This is a genomic window from Shewanella halotolerans (assembly GCF_019457535.1).
GTDB lineage: Bacteria > Pseudomonadota > Gammaproteobacteria > Enterobacterales > Shewanellaceae > Shewanella > Shewanella halotolerans.
In genome coordinates, this window is sequence record NZ_CP080417.1 from 4241276 (window position 1) to 4264593 (window position 23318).

Genomic DNA, 23318 nt, shown 5'->3' on the forward strand with positions numbered 1-23318 from the left:
GAAGATGGACAAATACCCTATTCCAAACACCCTAGATATCGAGCGGGCGACCGAAGACAAGCTCGCCTGGGTCTATCTGATCAACTTGGGCTTCTATTTCATCCCGCTGTTCTTGCAGACTATGCCCATCTGGCACATAGTCCTGAGTCTGGTCGTGCTGGTGCCCTTTATCTACTGCTATTTTTGGGCTCACCGCAGCCCGAGTAAAACGGCCTACCAGCCTATCTTGCTGATCATCGCCCTGGCCTGTCTGATCACGCCGGTTAATATCGGCTCGCTGTCCCTGTTTACCTTTGCCGGTTTCTTTATCGGCTTTAACTACTCCTTGCCCAAGGCCTTCGCCAGCCTTATCGGCTTGGCCGTCATCCTGTCGCTGCTAAGCATGACGCTAGGTATTCACTACTACTTTGCGGTTTATGGCGTCGCCCTGATCACCGGCGTAGGCTTCTTTGGCGTGGCCGAGCGTAAGCGGGTCGAAGCCAAGCGCGCCCAACGGCAGAGTCAGCAGGAGATACGCCAGCTCGCCACCATGTTAGAGCGCGAACGTATCGCCCGGGATCTGCACGACATCATGGGGCACTCGCTCTCCTCTATCTCACTCAAGGCCGAGCTGGCGCGCAAACTATTGGCCAAGGGGCAAGCCGACCAGGCCAGCGCCGAGCTGGCAGAACTGGAAACCATCGCCCGCGAAAGCCTCAGCCAGATCCGCCAAACGGTCTCAGGCTACAAACACAAAGGGTTAGACGCCGCCCTGACGCACCTGTGCCAGATGCTGAGGGACAAGGGCATGGCCGTCACCCTCTCTGGTGAGCTGCCATCACAGTCACAGGAAATCGAGACCCAGTTGATCCTCAGCCTGACCGAGCTGTGCAACAATGTTGTGCGTCATAGCCAGGGCGATAGCTGTAATATCGACCTGTCGGCAACACCTCAGGGGCTGCGGATCTCGGTCACAGACAATGGTAAGCTGAGGCAGCTCAGCGAAGGCAATGGCCTCACCGGCATTCGTGAGCGACTGCGCCCCTTAGGGGGTACACTCAGTATTGAGCTCGAGCCAAACCCGAAATTTATCATCGAGTTACCAAATCAGGGATAGAGACAGGATGAAGATACTACTCGCCGAAGATCAAGCCATGGTGAGGGGCGCGCTGGCCGCGCTCCTCACCCTCGAGGGCGACTTTGAGGTGATCCAGGCCTGTGACGGCGACCAGGCCCTGAGCCTGCTCAAACAGCAGGAGTTCGACCTGCTACTGACCGACATAGAGATGCCAGGCCTCAGCGGCCTGGAGCTGGCTCAATGGTGTCAAAACCAAGCGGCGCCCATTAAGGTCATCATCCTGACCACCTTTGGCCGTGCAGGCTATATCAAGCGGGCCATCGAGGCGGGCGTGGGTGGCTTCTTACTTAAGGACGCACCTTCCGAGACACTGATCCAGGCAATTAACGCCGTCAGCCGTGGCAAGCGCATCATAGATCCCGAACTGGCCATCATGGCCGTCGGCGAACAAGACCCCCTCAACGATAAGGAACGCCGGGCGCTCAGGCTCGCCAGCGAGGGACGCTCCAGCGCGGAGATCGCCGCCACCCTGTTCATCGCTGAAGGCACAGTGCGTAACTATCTCTCCGAGGCCATCGCCAAACTCAATGCCAGCAATCGCATCGACGCCGCCCGCATCGCCAAGCAAAAGGGCTGGCTGTAACCTCAGACTATGACCTCAGGCTTTAACCCCAGGCTTTAACCTGCCATGGTTAACGCGAGATTGCGTTCATGCCGAACTCTGATAGTATATGTATATATTTACAGTAATAGACTCAGGTTCTGGTTAAATAGAACGCTAAATCAAATGGGTACAAAGCGTGGATAGACTCGATCTCATGGCTGTGACAGAGTTAAAGGGCGTTGCCGCCAAGATGGCGCAGCGGCTGGAGAAACTCGGCATCAATACAGTCCAGGATCTGCTGTTTCACCTGCCGCTACGCTACGAAGACCGCACCCAGATCTATCCCATCGCCGCCCTCTACCCCGGTAGCTACGGCACCATAGAGGGCGTCATACAATCGACCCAGATCGTCCAGGGCCGCAAGCGTATGCTCACCTGCACGGTACGTGACGACTCGGGCACCATAACGCTGCGCTTCTTCAACTTCTCCGCCGCCATGCGTAACGGCCTCGAAGAGGGCGAGCGCATTCGTGCCTACGGCGAGGTGCGTCGGGGCAAGCTTCATCGGGAGATCATCCACCCGGAATACAAGATGCTCCACGGCGAAAGCGACTTTAGCCTCAGCGATACCCTGACCCCTATCTACCCGACCACAGAGGGACTCAAGCAGGCCAGCTGGATCCGTTTGACGGATCAGGCCCTGACCCTGCTGGCCCATGGCGCCCTGACCGAACTATTGCCGCCTCAGCTGAGGCCCAATCAGCTCTCATTGGTCGACGCGCTGCAGCTGCTGCACAGGCCCCCTAGCGAGGTCAGCCCCTTTGCCCTGGAGCAGGGCACACATCCGGCGCAGCAGAGGCTGATCCAGGAGGAGCTGCTGGCCCACAACCTGAGCATGTTACAGCTCAGGGCACGCAGCAATCATGATAAGGCCATCGCGATGCAGCCCACCGGGCAGCTGCTCAATCCCTTCCTGGCATCTTTACCCTTCAAGCCCACCGGCGCCCAGCAGAGAGTGGTTGCCGATATCACCCAAGATCTCGACAAGACGCATCCCATGATGCGTCTGGTGCAGGGCGATGTGGGCTCGGGCAAGACGCTAGTGGCCGCGCTGGCGGCGCTGCAAGCCATAGAGAGCGGCTATCAGGTCGCCATGATGGCACCGACTGAACTGCTCGCCGAGCAGCACGCCAACAACTTCGCCGCCTGGTTTGAGCCACTCGGCCTCAGGGTCGGCTGGCTGGCGGGTAAGCTCAAAGGCAAGGCGCGGGCGCAGTCGCTGCAGCAGATTAAGAGCGGCGAGGCCCATATCGTCATCGGCACCCACGCCATCTTTCAGGAGCAGGTGGAGTTCAACCGTCTGGCGCTGATCATCATAGACGAACAGCACAGGTTCGGGGTGCATCAACGTCTGGGGCTGAGAGAGAAAGGGATCAGCCAGGGCTTCCACCCACACCAGCTGATCATGACGGCAACCCCTATTCCCCGCACCCTGGCGATGACCGCCTATGCGGATCTCGATACCTCCATCATCGACGAGTTGCCGCCGGGGCGAACGCCGGTGACTACGGTCGCCATCTCAGACAATCGCCGCGGTGAGGTGATCGATCGCGTGCGCCGGGCCGCGCTGCAAGATGGGCGTCAGGCCTACTGGGTCTGTACCCTGATCGAAGAATCCGAGGTGCTGGAATGTCAGGCCGCCGAAGACACGGCCGAGGAGCTTAAACAGCTGCTGCCCGAGCTGTCCATCGGCCTGGTGCATGGCCGCATGAAACCCACTGAGAAACAGGCGATCATGGACGCCTTTAAGGCCGGCACCATACAGCTACTGGTGGCCACCACAGTGATCGAGGTGGGGGTCGATGTGCCCAATGCCAGCCTGATGATCATCGAAAACCCCGAGCGCTTGGGTCTGGCCCAACTGCATCAGCTGCGGGGGCGTGTCGGCCGTGGCGCCGTGGCCAGCCACTGCGTGCTGCTCTACAAGGCGCCGCTTTCCCATACCGCCACCCAACGTTTAGGAGTGCTCAGGGACAGCAACGACGGCTTCGTGATCGCCCAGAAAGATCTGGAGATCCGCGGACCGGGTGAGGTCTTAGGCACCAAGCAGACGGGTATCGCCGACATGAAGATAGCGGACTTAGTGCGGGATCAGGCCCTCATCCCCCACATTCAAAAATTGGCCCAACATGTGATGCAAGAGGTGCCGGAAAACGTTGACGCCCTAGTGCTGCGTTGGTTAGGCGAGCGCCAGCAATACGTGCAGGCCTAACTCAACTAACAATTAAATATTTTTTATTTCGCTGGCCGCCCCTAGACAAGCCCGGTGAATTTTGCAGAATGGAAAGAGGCCTCTGTGGTCACAGGGCTTATTCCAGCCACAATTCAAGGAAATCTCATGCAAGTCAGTCAAGAAGATAGAATTGCCCCACAGACAGCGCGCAGCGGGATCAATGCGCTCAGCATTGCCGTGGTGATCATATTAGTGTTGCTCGCCGCCGGCGCCTACTATTTCCTGGGCAGTGACGAACCCGCGCCCGAGCCTGAATTGCCAGCCCCTATTACCCTGCCTGAGCCAGAGCCCGAGCAGCCCTTGCCAACCGATGCGGCCCTGCCTGAACCAGAGAACCTGGCGCCGGAGCCTGAAACCCAGGTAGAAGAAGCACCAGCCGAGGCGGTTGAGACCCTGCCGACACTGGCCGAAAGCGATCAATATGTTCATGACAAGACGGTCGAAGTCGCCAATGGCATGAAGATAGACCCGCTACTGGTCGAGAAAGATATCGTCAGACACTTCGTGGTGTTCGTCGACAACCTAGCTCAGGGCGAGCTGGCCCGCAAGGTGAGCCCACTCAAGGCGCCCAACAGCAAGTTTACCGTCTCCGAGGTGACCAACAAGACCTACCTCAATCCCGACAGCTACCATAGGTATGATCTCTATGCGAACTTCGTCGATAACCTGGACGAGGAGCAGCTGCTTAGCACCTATAACAAGGTGAAGCCGCTGCTGGGTGAGGCCTTTGCCGAGCTGGGTTATCCCGACATGAATTTCGATGACCGTATGGTAGAGGCGATAGACGTCATGCTATCCGCCCCCGTCATCGACGCACCGATTGAGCTGGACAGCGTCAGCGTAAACTATAAGTTTGTCGACCCTCAGCTCGAGAGCCTGCCCAATGCCCAGAAGCTGATGATCCGCATGGGTCCGGAAAACAGCAAGAAGGTCAAGGCCGCCCTGCGTAAGCTCAAGAAGCAACTCAAACAGTGATGACCCCAGCTCGCCCACCTCCTCGTGGGCGAGCTTTTTCCTATCTCCTCAGTTCACACTATCTAGCAACAGATCAATCACATATTTATGTCACCCGTCAAAGGGTGTACAATAGCCGCCCCACAAATACACCTTGTGGCTCAGTTTCTGGTTATGGAAAACATCAGCAAGACGCTGTATTTAGAGGCAAAGTAGTGCGGTTACACTTTCACATTCATTCTGCGGGCGCCTGGTCTCCCCTATACCAGTGCTTAAGCGATTGGCAGACATGGCCAACGCCGCCAGCAGATGCCGAGCAGCTCGCTCATGCCGCCCCGGCGCTGAAGCAAGTACCCGCCATGCAAAGGCGACGCTTTAGCAAGCTCACCAAGATGCTGTTGGATGTCGCCTTTCAATGCGACGCGCCCTCACAATGCCGCACCATCTTCGCCTCTCGCCACGGCGAGCTTAACCGCACAGTGGATCTGCTGCAGGACATAGTGCGCCAGCAGCCCATTTCGCCCATAGGCTTCAGCCAATCGGTGCATAACACCGCCAGCGGCATCTTCAGCATATTGACGGACAACCGCGCGCCTTCGACCTCGATTGCCGCCGGTGAGGCCACCCTCACCCAGGCCCTTGTCGAGGCCTATGGACAACTGGCGGAGGACAACTCGCCGCTGCTGATGGTGTTTGGCGACGAGCCCGTGTCAGATATCTACAAAGAATTTACCCAGGAACCCGAACTGCCGCTGGCCATCGCGCTGCAGTTGTCGCTATGCCAAGATCAGGTTTCAGGCACTCAGCTAGTCATTGAGACCAAGCCAGATGCCTCCGAATTAGCGGCGACGCAGCCGCTGAGCTTTGGCCAAGTGATCCACGCCATCGCCAGCCAGCAACCGCTCGAGGGGCGCCTGAATCAATACCTGGTGCGGATCTGTCATGACTAGTCAGGTCGTCGCCAAACGCCTGACCGGCATCGCCTATATTCCTCGCTGGCTGGGCGGGGTGAGCTGCTATATCGCCTTCGGTTTAGGGGGCCTGCTCAGCTCACTCACCATATTGCCCGTACTCAGATTCTGGCCCGGCAGCCAGCAGGTGCGCATCGCCCGGGTGCAGCGCGCTGTACACCTGATGTTTCGCGGCTTCGTGCGTATGCTCACCTGGGCCGGGGTGATTCGGGTGACCACCCAAGATCTGCATCGACTGGAAAGTGCCAAGGGCAAGGTGATCATCGCCAACCATCCGACCCTGGTCGACGTGGTGGTATTGATAAGCCTGATGCCTAATGTCGGCTGTATCGTCAAACAAGGCTTGTGGCGCAACCCCTTCCTGCGGGGCGTGGTCTCCTGCGCCGGTTATATTCCCAACCGCGGCGCCGATCTCCTGCTCAAGGATTGCAGCGAGGTGCTGGCCCAAGGCACTAACATGATCATCTTCCCCGAGGGCACACGTACCGTTAAGGGCGAGATAGTTAACGAATTTGCCAGGGGCGCAGCCAATATCGCCCTGCGCACAAACACAGATCTAATCCCCGTGGTATTAAGAACCAATGCCGTCGGCCTGACCAAGCAGGAACCCTGGTATGAGATACCTCGCCAAACCATAGGCATGAATGTCGAAGTAGGCGAAACTATCGAGCATATCAGGTATCATGCTCAAACGGGTGGAGACGCCAAGATGGCCCGTCAGTTGACGCGGGATCTCGAAGAATATTATAAACAACAACTTGATAAAAATTATGAGCTTACAAAACGAAATTAAACAACTCATCATAGATTGCCTGGATCTCGAAGATGTCAGCATCGACGACATCGACACGGATGCGCCGCTCTTTGGCGACGGTCTGGGACTGGACTCTATCGATGCACTTGAGCTGGGACTGGCCATCAAGAAGCAGTTCGATGTCAAAATCGAAGCCAACTCGGAAGCCACCAAGGCCCATTTCTACAGTGTTGCCAGCCTGGCAAGCTTTATCGAATCTCAACGCGGTTAGGAGGCAGCATGCAAAATCGTGAGCAAATTCTACAGATGCTGACTCAGATCCTAGTTGATGAGTTTGAAATCGATGCCGACGACATCACCCCAGAGGCGTCTCTGTACCAAGAGCTGGATCTGGACAGCATAGACGCTGTGGATCTGGTGATTAAACTACAACAACTCACGGGCAAGAAGATCCAGCCCGACGAGTTTAAGGCCGTGCGTACCGTCGATGACGTAGTTACGGCTATCGAAGGGCTAGTGAAGCAGTAATGCGCCTGTTTCTGCAACTAGTCACCGGCCTGGTCGTGCTGGGGTACCCCCTGGCCGTCTACTTCGGCCTGAACTATTTGCCGCCGGGTGTGATCGCCCTCCTGCTCTGCTCTCTGCTGCTGCTCAGGCTCGCATTGCAGAGGCAACAGGTCAGGGCCATGATGCTGCCAATCGTCGTGGGTATATTCCTGACCGCGGGCAGCTACCTGGCGAAACAGACTGCCTGGCTGCTCTACTATCCCGTGGTGATCAACCTGAGCATGTTGGCGCTGTTTGCCTACTCCCTCAAACATGGTCCCACCATGATTGAGCGTCTCGCCAGGCTGAAGGAGCCGGATCTGCCCGACGAGGCGATCCCCTACCTGCGTAAGGTCACCCAGATCTGGTGTGGTCTGTTTGTCTTCAACGGCGCCATGGCGCTCTACACCGCCAGCGCCACTAGCCTGGCGACCTGGACCCTCTATAATGGATTTATCGCCTATCTGCTGATCGGTACGCTGCTCGGTGGAGAATGGTTATATCGCACCTTCTGGTTGAAAAAGTCATGACAGCCCTACTCAAACATTGGCTCAGGCATGGGCCGGCGAGCCAGCAGCTTATCAGCTTCAATCACCACGATATTCTGACGGGTGAGGCCTTTACCGCCCAAGTGGCCGCCATCTTCGAGGCACTGAGCCAACATAAGGCCAAGCGCTGGCTTTTGGCCTGCGACAGCAGTGATCTGTTCGCGGTCGGCCTGTGCGCCGGTCTGCTGGCAGGTAAACAGCTGATCCTGCCCGCCAACACCCAGAGCGGCACCCTGAGTGAACTCACCCATGAGTTCGACGCCGTGCTGGCAGACAGGCCACTGTGCGAGGCCAAAGACTTTGTCGCCCTGCATAAGGATCTCAAACATCCTGGTCCCTGGCCGACCAGCCAAGTATTTGGCGAGTTGATTCTCTATACCTCGGGCTCAAGCGGTCAACCCAAGGCGATCACTAAGACGCTAGATCAGCTCGATGCCGAGGTGACGGTACTGGAACAGACCTTTGCCAATCATCTGCCCCAATGCAGCGTGATCGCCACCGTCTCCCATCAGCATATCTATGGTCTGTTGTTTAAGGTGCTCTGGCCCCTGGCCGCCAGTCGCCCCTTCTTGAGCGATCTGGTGGAATACCCAGAGACCCTGACCTACTACGCCAACCTGTTTCCCAACCTCTGCCTGATCAGCAGCCCGGCGCAGCTCTCTCGCCTGCCAGATGCCTTGGAGCATCAGCCGCAGCTGCGCGCGCCCAGCCTGATCTTCAGCTCGGGCGGCCCGCTGAGCCTGGAGGCCGCCAATGCCATCGCCCACTGCTATGGCAAGCCGCCCATAGAGGTATTCGGCAGCACGGAAACCGGCGGCATTGCCTATCGTCGTCAGCAGGACAACCAGCAGAGCTGGCGCGCCTTTGCCACCCATGAGATCAAGCAAGATCCAGACGACGGTGCCCTCTGGCTCAAGTCCCCTTACCTGGAAAGTAGCGACTGGCTCAGGTGTGACGACAAGATACAGCTTATCGCTCCCGGCGAGTTCGTATTGCAGGGACGACTGGATCGTATCGTCAAGATAGAGGAGAAGCGCCTCTCACTGGTGCAGATGGAAGCCCTACTGGAGAACCATCCCTTGGTAGATCAGGCCGCGATCGTGGTGCTGGAGCAACCCAGGGTACAGCTGGGCGCCGCCATCAGGCTGTCTGCCGAAGGTAACGCCTTGCTGGAGCAGGAAGGTAAACTGGCGGTCAACAACGCCCTCAAGCAGCATCTGCTGAGTCAGTTTGAGCGCGTTACCCTGCCAAGACGCTGGCGTTATCCCGCCGCGCTACCGCTCAACACCCAGGGCAAGCGTATCCACAAGGAGCTGTTGGAGTTGTTTCTTCATGATTAAATCTGACCTACCGCCCATCATGGCCAAACGTTGCCTGGAAGATGGCGTCGAATGGCAGCTGCGCATCGATGCCGACCTGCCCTATTTCGAGGGGCATTTTCCCGAGCAGGCGGTACTCCCCGGCGTGACCCAACTGGATTGGGCGGTGCAGCTGGGCGCCAGCGAATTTGGCTATGCGCCCCAGGTGCAGAGCCTGGAGGTACTCAAGTTTCAACAGTTGATCCTACCCGGCAGCGAGGTGCAACTGAAGATCAGCCTCAATCGCGCCAAACATAAGCTCACCTTCGCCTACTATCAGGGCGAGCAGCGCTTCGGCTCGGGCCGCATCTGCCTGACGCCACACGACAACGAGGAGAGAGGCTGATGCAACTGGCATTAGTCATTCCCAACTACAACCATCGCCAGGCGATCAAGGCTACCCTTGCACGCCTGGAGCCCTTGGGACTCACCTGTTATCTGGTCAACGATGGCAGCGATGACGAGACCCGTCACCTGCTCTGCCAGCTGGCGGCGCAGCACGACTGGGTGCGCCTGCTGCATCATCCCTTCAACCGGGGCAAGGGCGCGGCGGTGATGACGGGCCTCAGGGCCGCCTATGCCGATGGTTTTAGCCATGCACTGCAGGTGGACGCCGACGGTCAGCACGATCTTGACGATATTCCTAAGATGATAGAGACGGCTAAGGCCCAGCCCCAGGCGCTGATCTCAGGCCTGCCACAATACGATGAGTCCGTGCCCAAGGGGCGCCTCTATGGCCGCTACCTCACCCACTTCTGGGTCTGGGTCGAGACCCTGAGCCTGGATATTCGAGACTCCATGTGCGGTTTTCGCGTCTACCCTCTGGCCGCCACCGAGCAGCTGTTTCTCAACGAGGCACTGGGCGAGCGCATGGACTTTGATATCGAGGTGCTGGTCAAGCTCTACTGGCAGGGCGTCGAGGTAAAACACCTGCCGACCAGGGTGATCTACCCAGAAGATGGCACCAGCCACTTCCAGGGCTTCAAAGACAATGTGCGCATCTCCACCATGCACAGCAAGCTCTTCTTCGGCATGTTAAGACGCATGCCACAGCTGCTGCGCCACAAGCGCAGCCGCCCCAAGGCGGTGAAGCACTGGTCTCGCATGGGCGAGCGCGGCAGCTACTGGGGCATCAAGCTGTTGGCCACCAGTTATAAGCTGGGCGGCCACTGGCTATGCCGCGCCATCATGTATCCGGTGATCTGCTACTTCTTCGCCACGGGCCGCACGGCGCGGCACGCCAGCCAGACTTTCCTGCGTCAGGTGCAGCAACTCGAACCCAAGCATCCGGATCTCCAGGGCGAGATAAACTGGCGCCACAGCCTCAAGCACTTCATCGCCTTCGGCAATGCGGCACTGGATCGCATCGATGCCTGGTGCGACCGCATCAAACTCAGCCAGGTCGACTTTCCCGACCGCGAGGTGCTCGCCAAGCCGCTGGCCCAGGGACAAGGTGCCGTGCTGCTGGTTTCCCACCTGGGTAATCTGGAGCTTTGCCGCGCCATCTCGATTCACCAGCGCAAGGTGAAGGTCAATGTCATGGTGCTGACCCAGAATGCGGAGAACTTCAACCGGGTACTGAAACAGCTCAATCCAGACAGTGCCCTCAACCTGATCCAGGTGACCGAACTGGGCCCCAGCACCTCTATGCTGTTGCAAGAGAAGATAGAGCAGGGGGAACTCGTGGTGATCGCCGGCGATCGCACCTCCACCAGCAGTGAAGGCCGGGTACTTTACGCCCCCTTCATGGGTAAGGAGGCGCCTTTCCCACAAGGTCCGTTTATTCTGGCCAACCTGCTGGACTGCCCCGTGTACCTGATGTTCTGCCTCAGGGAAAACGGCCGCTACCGGGTGCACGTAGAGCACTTTGCCGACACCCTCAAGGGGCCGCGTGCCGGCCGCATGGAACGACTACAAGCAGCGGTGAATCGTTACGCCGAGCGTCTGGAACACTACGCCCGCCGTGCACCGCTGCAATGGTTTAACTTTTTCGATTTTTGGCGCAAGGACGATGAACTCCTGCGCGAGGCCAAGCCTCAAACGCCTAACAGGACAGAGAAATAGATGACACAGACGACTCAATCCCCCACCTCCACCACCTTGGTCGAATTTGGCCAGCGTAATCTCAATCTCGAGGAGGTCGTTGCCATCGCCAAGGGCGCTAAGGCCCAGCTCAAGGAGAGCGCCGACTATCAGGAATATATCCAGAAAGGTGCCCGTTTTATCGACAGCCTGCTGGCCGAAGAGGGCGTGGTCTATGGCGTCACCACGGGCTACGGCGACTCCTGCACAGTCACGGTCGGCCTGGATCTGGTGCACGAACTGCCGCTGCATCTGTCGCGCTTCCACGGCTGCGGCATGGGTAACATTCTCTCCGTCATGCAGGCCAGGGCCGTGATGGCGTGCCGCCTAAGCTCGCTGGCCGTGGGTAAATCTGGCGTAAGTTACGAACTGCTGAAACGCATCGAGACTCTGCTGAATCTGGGCATCACCCCGGTTATCCCCGAAGAGGGCTCTGTGGGCGCCAGCGGCGATCTCACCCCTCTCTCCTACCTAGCCGCCGTACTAGTGGGTGAGCGCGAGGTGATCTACCAAGGCGAGCGCCGTGCTACTGCCGATGTGTACCGTGAACTAGACATTACGCCATTGACCCTGCGTCCCAAGGAGGGTCTGGCCCTGATGAACGGCACCGCCGTGATGACGGCGCTGGCCTGTCTTGCCTACGACAGGGCTCAATACCTGAACCGTCTGGCCAGCCGTATCACCGCCATGGCCTCGCTGACGCTCAAGGGTAACTCCAACCATTTCGACGACATACTATTTGCGGCCAAGCCACATCCGGGCCAAAACCAGATCGCCGCCTGGATTCGCGAAGATCTCAACCACCATGAGCATCCACGCAACTCGGATCGCCTACAGGACAGATACTCGATCCGCTGCGCGCCGCACATAATAGGCGTGCTGCAAGACGCCCTGCCCTTCATGCGTCAGTTTATCGAGACCGAACTCAATAGCGCCAACGACAACCCTATCGTCGATGGCGAGGGTGAGCACGTGCTCCACGGCGGCCACTTCTACGGCGGCCATATCGGCTTCGTGATGGACTCGATGAAGAACGCCATCGCCAATATTGCCGACCTGATCGACCGCCAGATGGCCCTGGTGATGGACCCTAAATTTAACAATGGCCTGCCCGCCAACCTCTCTGGCGCCCAAGGTAGCCGCAAGGCGATCAACCACGGCTTCAAGGCGGTGCAGATAGGCGTATCGGCCTGGACCGCCGAGGCGCTAAAGAATACCATGCCTGCCAGTGTCTTCTCGCGCTCCACCGAGTGTCATAACCAAGACAAGGTGAGCATGGGCACTATCGCCGCCCGCGACTGTATGCGCGTGTTGCAGCTCACCGAACAGGTGGCCGCGGCTGCGTTGTTGGCCATGACCCAGGGCATTCACCTGCGTATCGCCCAGGGCGAGCTGTGTCATGCCTCGCTTACCACCTCTGTCGCCAAGACCCTAGATCAGGTCAGCGCCGACTTTGAACTGCTCACCGAAGACAGACCCCTGGAAACCGTGCTTAGGCAGACGGTCGACAAGATCCAGCAGGGACTGTGGGAAGTGTGTCACTAGGAGGCGCAAGATGAAGGCACTGCTCACCACAGAGATGGAGATGGTCATCCCCTTCCACGACGTCGACTCCATGGGGATCACCTGGCACGGTAATTATCTTAGATATTTCGAGATCGCCCGCTGTCAGCTGCTGGACGAAATAGACTATGGCTACCGCAAGATGCAGGCCTCAGGCTATGCCTGGCCCATTATCGATCTGCAGATAAAATATGTGCAGGCCAGCACCTTCGAGCAGAGGGTCAAAGTGATCGCCAGCCTAGTGGAGTGGGAGAACCGTCTCAAGATCACCTATCAGGTACGCGACGCCGAGACCAACCAGCGCCTGACCAAGGGTTATACCGTACAGGCGGCGGTCGAGATGGAGAGCAAGGAGCTCTGCCTGGTCACCCCTGACTGCTTCAGAGACAAGATAGCCCACCTGCTGCCGAGCGAGGCGCAGGCATGATGACCTCTTTGCTTCACCGCATCGCTAGCCTTCACCGCTTAGCTAAGGCCGGCCTGTTTTGCCTGCTGTTTTGTCCTATGTTCTGCCTGGGCCTCGTTAGTTTCGTAACTCACGCAGAACAATCAGCCGACTATGAGGCACTTTTTAAAGCGCCAGCAGACAATGCAGCCCTATCCAAGCTGGTGACCCGCCTGGGCGGCGGTGAGTCGGCAAGGGGCGAGTTTACCCAGTCCCGCTACCTCAAGGTGCTGAAGAAGCCGCTGGTAAGCCGCGGCGAGTTCCTGTTTCAGGACAAACTGGGGATCGCCTGGCTACAGACAGCGCCCTTCCCCTCTGGCCTGGTACTGACGCAAAACACCCTGGTGCAGATAGATGCCGACGGCAACCGTCAGGTGAGCCACGCCGATGATAATCCACAGGCGGGTGCCATGGCGCAGATGATGCCAAACCTAATGAGCGCGCTGCTAAGCGGCGATCTCGCCCCCCTGGAGGCGCAATTTACCCTGCATCTGCAGCAGCAAGCAGAGTGCTGGCAGTTGGGCTTGGAGCCGATAGATCCCCTCATCAAGCAGGCGATGCCACGCATAGTGCTACAGGGAAGCGAACAACTTGAATCTCTCAGCCTCCTGGATAACCGCGGTGATCTCAGCGTGATCGAATTTAACGCCCTGGCGCAGCGTCCGTTGACGGCGGATGAGCAGGCCTATTTCAAACTCGACGCCGACCCTCGCCCCGCGACAGAGGCGAGATGATCCTCAACCTCAGCGACCGCCTGAGTCGCCTCTCTGCCAATACCCGCCTGGTTATCTGGCTGGTGCTGCTGGCCGCCATGGCGCTGCTGGCCGCCCAGGCGCTGAACAGAGGCGCCGGGGTGCAGAGTGACATCCTGGCCATGCTCCCCAAGATCCAGGAAGATCCCCTCACCCAGAGGGCGATAGACAGGGTCGAGCAGCAGCTGGCCAATCGCATCTATCTAGGGGTCGTCAGCCCGGACCAAGCCACCGCCGTCAAAGGCGCCAAACAGCTGCTGAGTGCACTTCAGGGGGCGCCTGAGGCCTTTACCCAGGTGCAGAGCGCCGATATGCAAGGCGCCCAGGCACTCAATCGCTTCTATTTTCCCTATCGCTTTCACCTGCTCACCACGCAGCAGAAAGATCTGCTCGCAAGTGGACAATTAGCCAAGTTAGAGGCTAATACGCTCGCCCAGCTCTACAATGCCTTCGGCTACGCCAATAGCCAGCTATTGAGCCAAGACCCGCTATTGCTCTACCCCGAGCTACTGAAACAGCTCTCGCCCCAACGCCGCCTCAAGGTGGTCGACGGCATTCTGGTAGGCCAGGAATTAGCCCAGGACGCTACCGATAGAACCTCCTTAAACAAAGACAGACAGGGAAACAGCGTCGCCATCGTCATGGCGAAGGGAGTCGGCAGCGCCTTCAACCCTAAGGCGCAGGAGCTGCAGTTGGCCAAGCTCCAAGAGGCGATAAACCAGATGCGGCAGAGCCTTGGGTCCGAACAAAGAGTAAGTGTACTAAAAGGCGGTGCCCTGTTTCACGCCGCGGCGGCAACAACACAGGCGAAGAGAGAGGTCTCCAGCCTTGGGCTCGCCTCGCTGATCGGCGTGATCCTGCTGGTATGGCTAGCGTTTCGCTCTATCATGCCGCTCACCATAGCGGCCCTGACCATAGCCACCAGCCTGCTATTTGCCCTGAGCGCGACCCTATGGATCTTCACCCAGGTTCACCTGCTCACCCTGGTATTCGGTACCAGCCTGATAGGGATAGCCATCGACTACAGCTTCCACTTCTACTGTGAACGGCTGCAAAGCCAGAAAGCAGATTCAGGGATAACCGCGACTAATGCCGTAGCCCGCGTGTTTCCCGCCGCCAGTCTGGCACTGCTCACCACTGTCATCGCCTACCTGGCCATCGGCCTGACGCCATTCCCCGGCATGCAACAGGTGGCCGTATTCTGCGCCGCGGGACTCCTCGGCGCCTATCTGACACTGATCTTCGCCTATCCCAAGCTAGCGAGCAGCGCCATGAAACCCGGCGACCGCGCGCTCGGCCTGGCGGCGCGTTATCTCAATGCCATGCAGACCATAGCGCGGCCCCTTAGTGGACTCAAGGGCGTAGCACTCGCCGCCGGCCTGCTGCTCGTGGCTATATTCGGCCTGAATCGACTCGGGGTAAACGATGATATTCGCGCCTTGCAGCAGAGTCCTCTGAGCCTCACCCAAGGCGAGCAACGACTGCGCCAGGTGATGAGCGGCGGCACAGATAACCAGTTTATCCTGGTACGGGCAGAGACCGCCGAGGAACTGCTGACAAGGCTGGAGGCGCTGTCGCCCACGCTCGGCTCATTGCAACACCAAGGTGTGCTGGGTAACTCGGTTAATCTGGCCCGCTACCTGCCCAGTCAGGCAAGCCAGCAAGAGGCCTATCGCCTACAGGGGCAGATTTACAACAAGCTGCCCCAAGTGTTGGCGCGTATAGGCCTGGAGGGCGACTTGGCACCCTCCCTGATGGCGAGCTTCGAGGCCAGCGTCAATGAGACCATCACCCCTAATAATTTTTTCGCCTCCCTGGCCGGTGAACTGTTCGCCCCCCTATGGCTGGCGCCCGATGGGACTGATGCTCAAGCTCATGCTCATGCTCATGCTCATGCTCATGCTCATGCTCATGCTCAAATTCAAGCTCAAGCTCAAGCTCAAGCTCAAACGCAGGCGAGCGATAAAACCTCTGACAGTGACGGCGCCACATACGGCGCAATTGTCCTGCTGGGCGGCATCACAGATCTTCACGCCTTAACCCAGGCGATCGGCCCATTAAGTGGCGTAACCTTGGTGGATAAGGTGCAGGATATCTCGGATGTGATGGCCAAGTATCGCAGCCTAACCCTGAGCCTGCTGGGCCTGGCGCTTGTGGTCGCTGGGCTTATCTTCTCGCTGCGCTTCGGCCTCAAGATGGCCCTGTGGATCACAGCCGTGCCCGCCCTCGCAGCGCTGCTCACCTTGGCAGGCCTGGGATTAGCCGGCTCACCACTCACCTTGTTTCATGCACTGGCGCTGATCTTGGTCTTTGGCATAGGCGTCGACTACAGCCTGTTTTTCGCCGAGAGCCATAGAGGCGAAGGCGTGATGATGGCGGTATTCATGTCCGCCTGTTCGACCCTGATGGCCTTCGGTCTGCTGGCCTTCAGCCAGACACCAGCCATCCACTATTTCGGCCTGACATTACTCCTGGGGATAGGCCTTACCTTCGTGCTCTCCCCCTTTATTCACACATTAACAAGGATTGATAAGTGACCCCTTTCGCGCAAACAGCCGCTCAGACGGACCATTATGATGTGATAGTGATAGGTGCGGGCCCCTCGGGCAGCGTTGCCGCCAGCCTGCTGCATCAACAGGGTAAGCGTGTCTTAGTCTTGGAGAAGCAGCACTTCCCCCGCTTCTCCATCGGCGAGAGCCTACTGCCCTGCTGCATGCAGGTGATTGCCGAGGCCAATATGCTCGATGCCGTCAATCAGGCGGGGTATCAATTCAAGAATGGCGCGGCCTTCAACGCCAATGGCCGCTCGACCTACTTCGACTTTACCGACAAGTTCACCCCGGGGCCGGGCACCACCTTTCAGGTCGAGCGTGGCGACTTCGATAAGCTACTCGCCGACACTGCCGCCAGCCAAGGGGTCGAGATCCGCTATGGCCAGCGTGTCGATGCCGTGGATCTCAGCCAACAGCCCAGGCTCACCGTCAGCGACGAGCAGGGAGAGAGCTATGAGCTGAGCGCCGATTACCTGCTGGATGCCAGTGGCTTCGGCCGCGTGCTGCCTCGATTGCTGGATCTGGAGCGCCCCTCCAATCTACCCAGCCGCACGGCGATATTTACCCATATCCAAGACAATATCGACAGCGTCGACATGGGCGACTACCACTTCGATCGCAACAAGATACTGATCAGCGTCCACCCGGATAATCGCGACATCTGGTATTGGCTGATCCCCTTCAGCAACGGTCGCTGCTCGCTGGGTGTGGTGGGCGAGCCTCACCTGCTGGGCGAAGATGCCGATCTCGAGGCCACACTGATGCGCCTGGTGCGGGAAGAGCCGCGCCTCAAGCAGCTACTCAGCCGCGCCGAGATAATACGCAAGCCCGCCAAGCTGGCAGGTTACTCGGCCAACGTCAGCACCCTGGCTAGCAATAAATTTGCCCTGCTGGGTAATGCCGGTGAGTTCCTCGATCCCGTGTTCTCCTCTGGCGTCACTATCGCGATGCAATCAGCCTCAATTGCGGCTAAATGTGTCGTGAAACAGCTCAATGGTGAATCGGTCGACTGGCAGACAGAGTATGCCCAGCCGCTGATGCGCGGCGTCGATACCTTCAGAACCTATGTGCAGGCCTGGTACGATGGTCGCTTCCAGGATGTGATCTTCTATCAAAACCCTAACCCTAAGATTAAGCAGATGATCTGCTCTATCCTGGCGGGCTACGCCTGGGACGAAAGCAACCCGTTTGTCGCCGAATCTGAGCGTCGTCTCAACATGGTGGTCGAGTTATGCCGTTAAGGGCGAGTCTCCTCATCTGCATGGCGCTGTTACTGAGCGCCTGCGCCCACAAGCTGGACAGGCAAACCTGTATGGCCCTGGCTCAGGGAGTCGACTACTGCCTGGCGCCTCTGCCGGACTCGGCGCCCGTCAGTCAGAGCCAGCTGGTCAAACTCAAAGTGAAACAGGCCAGGCATCAGCTGCTGAGTCAGCTGGATCTGACGCCCGAGTCGCTCACTCTGGTAGGCCTGGCCCCTCTCGGACAGCCGCTGTTTACCCTCAGCTATGACGGCCAGCGGCTGATCAGCGAGCAGAGCGTCCTATTGGGAGATCAATTTAAGGCCGAGTATCTCCTTGGGCTGTTGCAATTGATATACTGGCAGCCAGAGAATGTAAATCGCCATTTACAAGGCGCGACACTGGCCGACTACGCCTGTGATGCAGCCTATTGCAGAAGATTATATGCTAGCGATGGCGAGACAATCATGGATATCCGCTATAGCCGGAAGAGCCCCTGGACAGCCGAGGTGACGCTAGATTTTCACCAGGCTCAGCTGACGCTGAACATCCAGCCGCTAGAGTAAACGTAAACAAGAACGGACACGATGACACAGATAGCTATCACCCACCTAGGATTATGCACCCCATTGGGCGACGATCCCCAGACCGTCTTACGCCGCCTGCTCGATGGCGATACCCAGGGCATGAGGTGGCGTGACGACCTAATCCCTGACAGCCAGGTGTTGGTGGGAATGGTCACCACAGAGTTGCCGAGCATAGCGCCCGAATTACAAAGATTCGACTGTCGCAACAATCAGTTACTCCAGCGCGCCGCCGAACAGATTGCCCCGGCGGTCGAGGCGGCTAAGACCCAATACGGAGCGGATCGCATAGGTATAGTGCTAGGCACCAGTACCTCGGGGATCGCCAGGGGCGAGAAGGCACTGGCCTACCGCGCCGAGCATGGTGTATTGCCCGCCGATTACCTCTACTCCAAGCAGGAGCTAGGTAACAGCTGTGACTTTCTGCAGCACTATTTCGACCTCGCAGGCCCCTGCTACACGGTATCGACCGCCTGCTCATCCAGCGCCAAGGTATTCGCCAGCGCCAAGCGCCTGCTACTAGCTGACGTCTGCGACATGGTGATCGTCGGCGGCGCCGACAGCCTGTGCAAGCTGACCCTGAACGGCTTCCACTCGCTGGAATCTGTCTCCAAGGCCCATTGCCAACCCTTTAGCCGTAACCGTGATGGGATCAACATCGGCGAGGGAGCGGCGCTATTTACCTTAACCTTAGGCAAGGCCGAGCTGATGCTCGCGGGTGTGGGGGAGTCCAGCGACGCCCACCATATCTCTTCACCCCATCCAGAGGGCGATGGCGCCGTGGTCGCCATCGAGATGGCGCTCACGGATGCAGCGATCGCCCCGTCACGGGTTGGCTACATCAACCTACACGGCACGGCGACCATAAAGAATGATGCCATGGAGAGTCGCGCCCTGCTCAAGGTGTTCGGCAAGCAGCTGCCACCAGTGAGTTCTACTAAGCCGCTCACCGGCCATGCCTTGGGCGCCGCCGGTGCCTTGGAGGCGGCCTTCTGCCTGCTGCTCCTCTCAGATCTTAATCGAGAACATGGGCTGCCGCCTCAGGTGGGCGATCAAGAGTGGGATGGCGACAACCCGGCACTGCCCTTCGTATCACAGGGGCACAGCACTCGGCCTGAGAATGCCAGGCTCGAATATGTCATGAGCAACTCCTTTGCCTTTGGCGGCAGCAATGCCAGCATCATCTTCTGCCGGGGAGCCAAGCGATAATGTCAACGCAAGAATTACAGCCAGATTCACTTACTGTGTCTGAATCACAAGCTATGTCACAGCCAAACACAGCGCTTACCGAGATACCGCTTGAACAGGTGCTGCCACACCGCGCACCTATGATCTTGATCGACAAGCTGCTCGAGCAGGCGCCAGACACACTGCTTACCGAGGTGAGGATAAGCACAAACAGCGCCTATTTCGACGCTGCCAGCCAGTCTGTGCCTAACTATGTGGGCATAGAATATATGGCTCAAAGCATCGCCGCCCTCGCAGGCCTGGAGGCCAGCGCCCGAGGCGAACCCATTCGTGTCGGCTTCCTGCTCGGCACACGCAAGTTAACATTCGCGATCCCCGCCTACCGACTCGGCGAGCGTTATCAGACCCGAGTCAGCCGCCTCTATCAGGAAGATAACGGTCTGGCGGTGTTTGATTGTAAAATATTCCACAACAATCAACTTGTGGCAGAGGCTAATGTCAATGTATTCCAGCCTCAAGACACCCAGGCCTATATCTTGGAGAGCCAGGCGGGTACAGAAGAAGAGAAAGCAAGATGAATAAACGCGTATTGATCACAGGTGCCAGTCGCGGCATAGGCAAGGCCATCGCCCTCAAGCTGGCCGAGACAGGCTATGATATTGCCCTGCATTTCCACAGCAATCAGGCGGCGGCCGATGCAACCCAGACAGAGCTCGAGGCATTAGGGGCCAAGGTGAGCCGCCTGCAGTTCGACGTGGCGGACCGCGCCGGCGTCAAGGCGGCCATAGAGGCCGATATCGACCAGCACGGCGCCTACTATGGCGTGGTGCTCAACGCAGGGATCACCCGGGACACCGCCTTTCCTGCCATGAGCGACGAGGAGTGGGACGGTGTGATCCACACCAACCTGGATGGTTTCTACAACGTAATCCACCCTTGCACCATGCCGATGATCCAGTCACGCCAGGGCGGTCGCATCATCACCATGGCGTCTGTCTCCGGCATCGCGGGTAACCGTGGCCAGGTCAACTACAGCGCCTCTAAGGCGGGCATCATAGGCGCTACCAAGGCGCTGAGCCTGGAGCTGGCCAAACGTAAGATCACGGTTAACTGTATCGCCCCCGGGCTGATAGAGACAGACATGGTGGAGTCGTTCCCCCAGGAGATGGTCAAGGAGCTGGTACCTATGCGCCGCATGGGCAAGGCCTCGGAGATCGCCGGCCTGGCCAACTTCCTCATGTCTGATGACGCGGCCTACATCACCCGCCAGGTGATCTCGGTAAATGGTGGCATGATCTGATGAATAACAAGACTCGACGCGTAGTGATCACTGGCGCCGGCGGCGTCACCGCCCTGGGCCACGACTGGCCAAGCATCGCCCAGCGCCTGCAGGCCAAGCAAAATTGCGTCCAGCGCATAGACGAGTGGGACAGGTTCGACGGACTCAACACACGTCTGGCCGCACCGGTCACAGACTTTGAACGCCCGAGCCACTATTCGCGCAAGAAGATCCGCTCCATGGGACGAGTCTCTGTCATGGCGGCCTGGGCCAGCGAGAAGGCGCTGATGGATGCCGGCCTGCTGGACGATCCCATAGTGACCTCAGGTGCCATGGGCATCGCCTATGGCTCCTCCACCGGCAGTACGGATCCCATCATCGCCTTCGGCGACATGCTTAAAGAGGGCGACATGTCTGGGGTCACGGCCACCAGCTATATCCGCATGATGGCCCATACCACTGCGGTCAACGTCGGTGTCTTCTTCGGTCTCAAGGGTCGGGTGCACACCACCAGCAGCGCCTGTACCTCGGGCAGCCAGGGCATAGGCTACGCCTATGAGGCGATCAAATATGGTCAGCAGGATCTCATGTTAGCCGGCGGCGCGGAGGAGCTCTGCCCCACCGAGGCCGTGGTGTTCGATACCCTGTTTGCCACCAGCACCAAGAATGACGCCCCAAGCGAGACGCCGAGCCCCTTCGATCGTGACAGGGACGGCCTGGTGATCGGCGAAGGTGCCTGTACCTTGGTACTGGAAGAGCTGGAACACGCCAAGGCCCGCGGCGCTAAGATCTACGCCGAATTAGTGGGTTTCGGCACCAACTCTGATGGCCTGCATGTCACTCAGCCTAACGCCGAGACCATGGAAGTAGCTATCCGCCTGGCCCTGAAGGATGCCGACCTGGACGCCGACAAGATAGGCTATGTCAATGCCCATGGCACAGCCACGGATCGCGGCGATATCGCCGAGACCCAGGCCACTCAGGCGGTATTTGGCGAGCGCATGCCCATCTCCTCCCTCAAGAGCTACACGGGCCACACCTTGGGCGCGTGCGGCGCACTGGAGGCCTGGCTCAGCGTCGAGATGATGAATGCCGGCTGGTTTGCCCCCACCCTCAACCTCAAGCATATCGATCCCGCCTGTGGTCAACTGGACTACATAAAAGATGAGGTTCGTAAGCTCGACACCGACTATGTGATGAGCAACAACTTCGCCTTCGGCGGCATCAACACCTCGCTAATCTTCAAGCGCTGGCAAGACTAATATCGAGACAACCGCCACGAATGATCGCTAACGAGTCTCAAGACTCTGGCGGTCATCGGCGGCTGGCACAGGCTTTGCTGAGGCTCAGGGTCCTTAATTACAAGATGGAGCTTAAGATGCAATTTGTGCTCGGAGTCGTCAGCCACGCCAGCGTCGTCAAGATGCTAGAACAACACCTGGAAGATATGTATGCCACCTCGCCACCAGAGAGTGTGCATGCATTAGATTTAAACGAATTAAAACAAGATGATATTAGATTTTGGACCCTATGGGAGGCCGACCGACTCTGCGGCTGCGGCGCCATCAAGCGCCTCTCGCCAGAGCATGGCGAACTCAAGTCGATGCGGGTCGCCAACTACTATCGCCAACGTGGCATAGGCGAGCGGATCTTGCACCATCTTCAGGCAGATGCCGCCCAAAATGGGATGACGCGCCTCAGCCTGGAAACCGGCAGCATGGGCTTCTTCCTTCCAGCCCGGCGCCTATACCAGAAATTTGGTTTCGTCGAATGCGCCCCCTTCGGCCGCTACCAGGATGATCCCAACAGCGTCTTCATGACCAAGCGGCTCTGACATAACACTGGTTTGCACTTGGCTTGCCCTTAACTGGCAATTGGTTTGCGCTTAGCTTGCACTCGGCAATTAATTAGAATAATCTTATTGAAGCAAATCTTATGGATTCGATTCTAATTGTAGGGGCAGACCATGTTTCAATCTCTCTTAGCCAAGCTATCTGGCAGCCATCCCGCCGAGCAATGCTGGCAACTGATCGAACAGGGCGTACAAGTTATCGATGTACGCTCTCCCCAGGAATATGCCGGCGGCCACCTGCCAAACGCACTCAATGTCCCCCTGGATCAACTGGCCCAGTGGCTGACGCAACACAGCGATAAGCAGACCCCCTTCGTGCTCTACTGCGGTGCGGGGATCCGTGCCCAGAAAGGCTGCGACATCTTAAGGGCCAACGGCTTTAGCTGTGCCATCAACGGCGGCGCCCTCAAAGATCTGCTCTGCTACCAGCCACAAAGCGCCGCCAATGGCTGACACCGAAACTCGACCTGAAACCGAGCTGCCAATTCCTCAGGCCAAACACTTGGCTCCAGAGACACCCAGGCCCAGATACCAGTTCAGCGCCAATCGCACCCATGGGCGCCACAGGGTGCGCTATGTGGAAACCAGTCAGCAGAGTGACGAGTGCACCCTGTGCGAGCTAGCGCAATAGTCGTTCGCTAAATAAAAAAAGGCGCTCAAACTGAGCGCCTCAACCTAGAGATGGGTTAAATGTGGTT

Annotated in this window: 25 protein-coding genes; all 25 read left to right on the forward strand. The window is 58.3% G+C overall.

Annotation, left to right across the window (positions count from 1 at the left end):
- Positions 1-4 precede the first annotated feature (4 nt).
- The 25 genes from K0H81_RS18325 (at position 5) to K0H81_RS18445 (ending at position 23251) form a co-directional block, all read left to right on the forward strand.
- Complete coding sequence (locus K0H81_RS18325; protein ID WP_220059254.1) at positions 5-1096, forward strand: sensor histidine kinase; 1092 nt, start codon at positions 5-7, stop codon at positions 1094-1096.
- A 7-nt stretch (positions 1097-1103) separates the two neighbouring features.
- Positions 1104-1700, forward strand: coding sequence for a response regulator transcription factor (locus K0H81_RS18330; RefSeq protein ID WP_144201664.1), 597 nt, complete (start codon positions 1104-1106; stop codon positions 1698-1700).
- A 157-nt stretch (positions 1701-1857) separates the two neighbouring features.
- Entirely contained in the window at positions 1858-3933 is a 2076-nt protein-coding gene (gene recG, locus K0H81_RS18335) for an ATP-dependent DNA helicase RecG (protein WP_220059255.1), read from the forward strand.
- A 126-nt stretch (positions 3934-4059) separates the two neighbouring features.
- Entirely contained in the window at positions 4060-4929 is an 870-nt protein-coding gene (locus K0H81_RS18340; protein WP_220059256.1) for a DUF3014 domain-containing protein, read from the forward strand.
- Between the two features lie 194 nt (positions 4930-5123).
- Positions 5124-5858 (forward strand): beta-ketoacyl synthase chain length factor, encoded by a 735-nt coding sequence (locus K0H81_RS18345; RefSeq protein WP_220059257.1) that lies wholly within the window; start codon positions 5124-5126, stop codon positions 5856-5858.
- Complete coding sequence (locus tag K0H81_RS18350) at positions 5851-6672, forward strand: lysophospholipid acyltransferase family protein (protein ID WP_220043542.1); 822 nt, start codon at positions 5851-5853, stop codon at positions 6670-6672. The genes K0H81_RS18345 and K0H81_RS18350 overlap by 8 nt, the downstream gene beginning before the upstream one ends.
- A complete protein-coding gene (locus tag K0H81_RS18355) occupies positions 6650-6904 on the forward strand; it encodes a phosphopantetheine-binding protein (RefSeq protein WP_011867306.1) in 255 nt (84 codons plus the stop codon). The genes K0H81_RS18350 and K0H81_RS18355 overlap by 23 nt, the downstream gene beginning before the upstream one ends.
- 8 nt (positions 6905-6912) lie before the next feature.
- Positions 6913-7161, forward strand: coding sequence for an acyl carrier protein (locus K0H81_RS18360; protein WP_011867307.1), 249 nt, complete (start codon positions 6913-6915; stop codon positions 7159-7161).
- The gene (locus K0H81_RS18365) at positions 7161-7709 is read left to right on the forward strand and encodes a COG4648 family protein (RefSeq protein ID WP_011867308.1); all 549 of its coding nucleotides are present in this window, start codon (positions 7161-7163) and stop codon (positions 7707-7709) included. The genes K0H81_RS18360 and K0H81_RS18365 overlap by 1 nt, the downstream gene beginning before the upstream one ends.
- Positions 7706-9067: an AMP-binding protein gene (locus K0H81_RS18370; RefSeq protein WP_220059258.1), complete on the forward strand. Its 1362-nt coding sequence runs from the start codon at positions 7706-7708 to the stop codon at positions 9065-9067. Before K0H81_RS18365 ends, K0H81_RS18370 begins: the two co-directional genes overlap by 4 nt.
- On the forward strand, positions 9060-9431 hold the full coding sequence (locus K0H81_RS18375) for an ApeI family dehydratase (protein WP_220059259.1): 372 nt from the start codon (positions 9060-9062) through the stop codon (positions 9429-9431). The genes K0H81_RS18370 and K0H81_RS18375 overlap by 8 nt, the downstream gene beginning before the upstream one ends.
- Positions 9431-11149 (forward strand): glycosyltransferase family 2 protein, encoded by a 1719-nt coding sequence (locus tag K0H81_RS18380; protein WP_220059260.1) that lies wholly within the window; start codon positions 9431-9433, stop codon positions 11147-11149. Before K0H81_RS18375 ends, K0H81_RS18380 begins: the two co-directional genes overlap by 1 nt.
- On the forward strand, positions 11150-12712 hold the full coding sequence (locus K0H81_RS18385; RefSeq protein ID WP_220059261.1) for an HAL/PAL/TAL family ammonia-lyase: 1563 nt from the start codon (positions 11150-11152) through the stop codon (positions 12710-12712).
- Positions 12713-12722: 10 nt separating this feature from the next.
- Entirely contained in the window at positions 12723-13157 is a 435-nt protein-coding gene (locus K0H81_RS18390; protein WP_011867313.1) for an acyl-CoA thioesterase, read from the forward strand.
- The gene (locus tag K0H81_RS18395) at positions 13154-13909 is read left to right on the forward strand and encodes an outer membrane lipoprotein carrier protein LolA (RefSeq protein ID WP_220059262.1); all 756 of its coding nucleotides are present in this window, start codon (positions 13154-13156) and stop codon (positions 13907-13909) included. The genes K0H81_RS18390 and K0H81_RS18395 overlap by 4 nt, the downstream gene beginning before the upstream one ends.
- Complete coding sequence (locus K0H81_RS18400; RefSeq protein WP_220059263.1) at positions 13906-16464, forward strand: MMPL family transporter; 2559 nt, start codon at positions 13906-13908, stop codon at positions 16462-16464. Before K0H81_RS18395 ends, K0H81_RS18400 begins: the two co-directional genes overlap by 4 nt.
- Positions 16461-17720 carry an NAD(P)/FAD-dependent oxidoreductase gene (locus tag K0H81_RS18405; protein ID WP_220059264.1) on the forward strand — a complete coding sequence of 420 codons (1260 nt, stop codon included), beginning with the start codon at positions 16461-16463 and terminating at the stop codon, positions 17718-17720. Before K0H81_RS18400 ends, K0H81_RS18405 begins: the two co-directional genes overlap by 4 nt.
- On the forward strand, positions 17711-18283 hold the full coding sequence (locus K0H81_RS18410; protein WP_220059265.1) for a DUF3261 domain-containing protein: 573 nt from the start codon (positions 17711-17713) through the stop codon (positions 18281-18283). Before K0H81_RS18405 ends, K0H81_RS18410 begins: the two co-directional genes overlap by 10 nt.
- 21 nt (positions 18284-18304) lie before the next feature.
- Entirely contained in the window at positions 18305-19510 is a 1206-nt protein-coding gene (locus tag K0H81_RS18415; RefSeq protein WP_220059266.1) for a beta-ketoacyl-[acyl-carrier-protein] synthase family protein, read from the forward strand.
- Between the two features lie 53 nt (positions 19511-19563).
- Positions 19564-20067, forward strand: a complete 504-nt coding sequence (locus K0H81_RS18420; protein WP_220060894.1) for a hotdog family protein — start codon at positions 19564-19566, stop codon at positions 20065-20067.
- Entirely contained in the window at positions 20064-20789 is a 726-nt protein-coding gene (locus K0H81_RS18425) for a 3-ketoacyl-ACP reductase FabG2 (protein ID WP_220059267.1), read from the forward strand. The genes K0H81_RS18420 and K0H81_RS18425 overlap by 4 nt, the downstream gene beginning before the upstream one ends.
- Positions 20789-22030, forward strand: a complete 1242-nt coding sequence (locus K0H81_RS18430) for a beta-ketoacyl-ACP synthase (RefSeq protein WP_220059268.1) — start codon at positions 20789-20791, stop codon at positions 22028-22030. Before K0H81_RS18425 ends, K0H81_RS18430 begins: the two co-directional genes overlap by 1 nt.
- Positions 22031-22146: 116 nt before the next feature.
- Positions 22147-22602: a GNAT family N-acetyltransferase gene (locus tag K0H81_RS18435; protein WP_220059269.1), complete on the forward strand. Its 456-nt coding sequence runs from the start codon at positions 22147-22149 to the stop codon at positions 22600-22602.
- A 132-nt stretch (positions 22603-22734) separates the two neighbouring features.
- Entirely contained in the window at positions 22735-23073 is a 339-nt protein-coding gene (locus K0H81_RS18440) for a rhodanese-like domain-containing protein (protein ID WP_144201625.1), read from the forward strand.
- Positions 23066-23251 carry a hypothetical protein gene (locus K0H81_RS18445; protein WP_220059270.1) on the forward strand — a complete coding sequence of 62 codons (186 nt, stop codon included), beginning with the start codon at positions 23066-23068 and terminating at the stop codon, positions 23249-23251. The genes K0H81_RS18440 and K0H81_RS18445 overlap by 8 nt, the downstream gene beginning before the upstream one ends.
- Positions 23252-23318 lie beyond the last annotated feature (67 nt).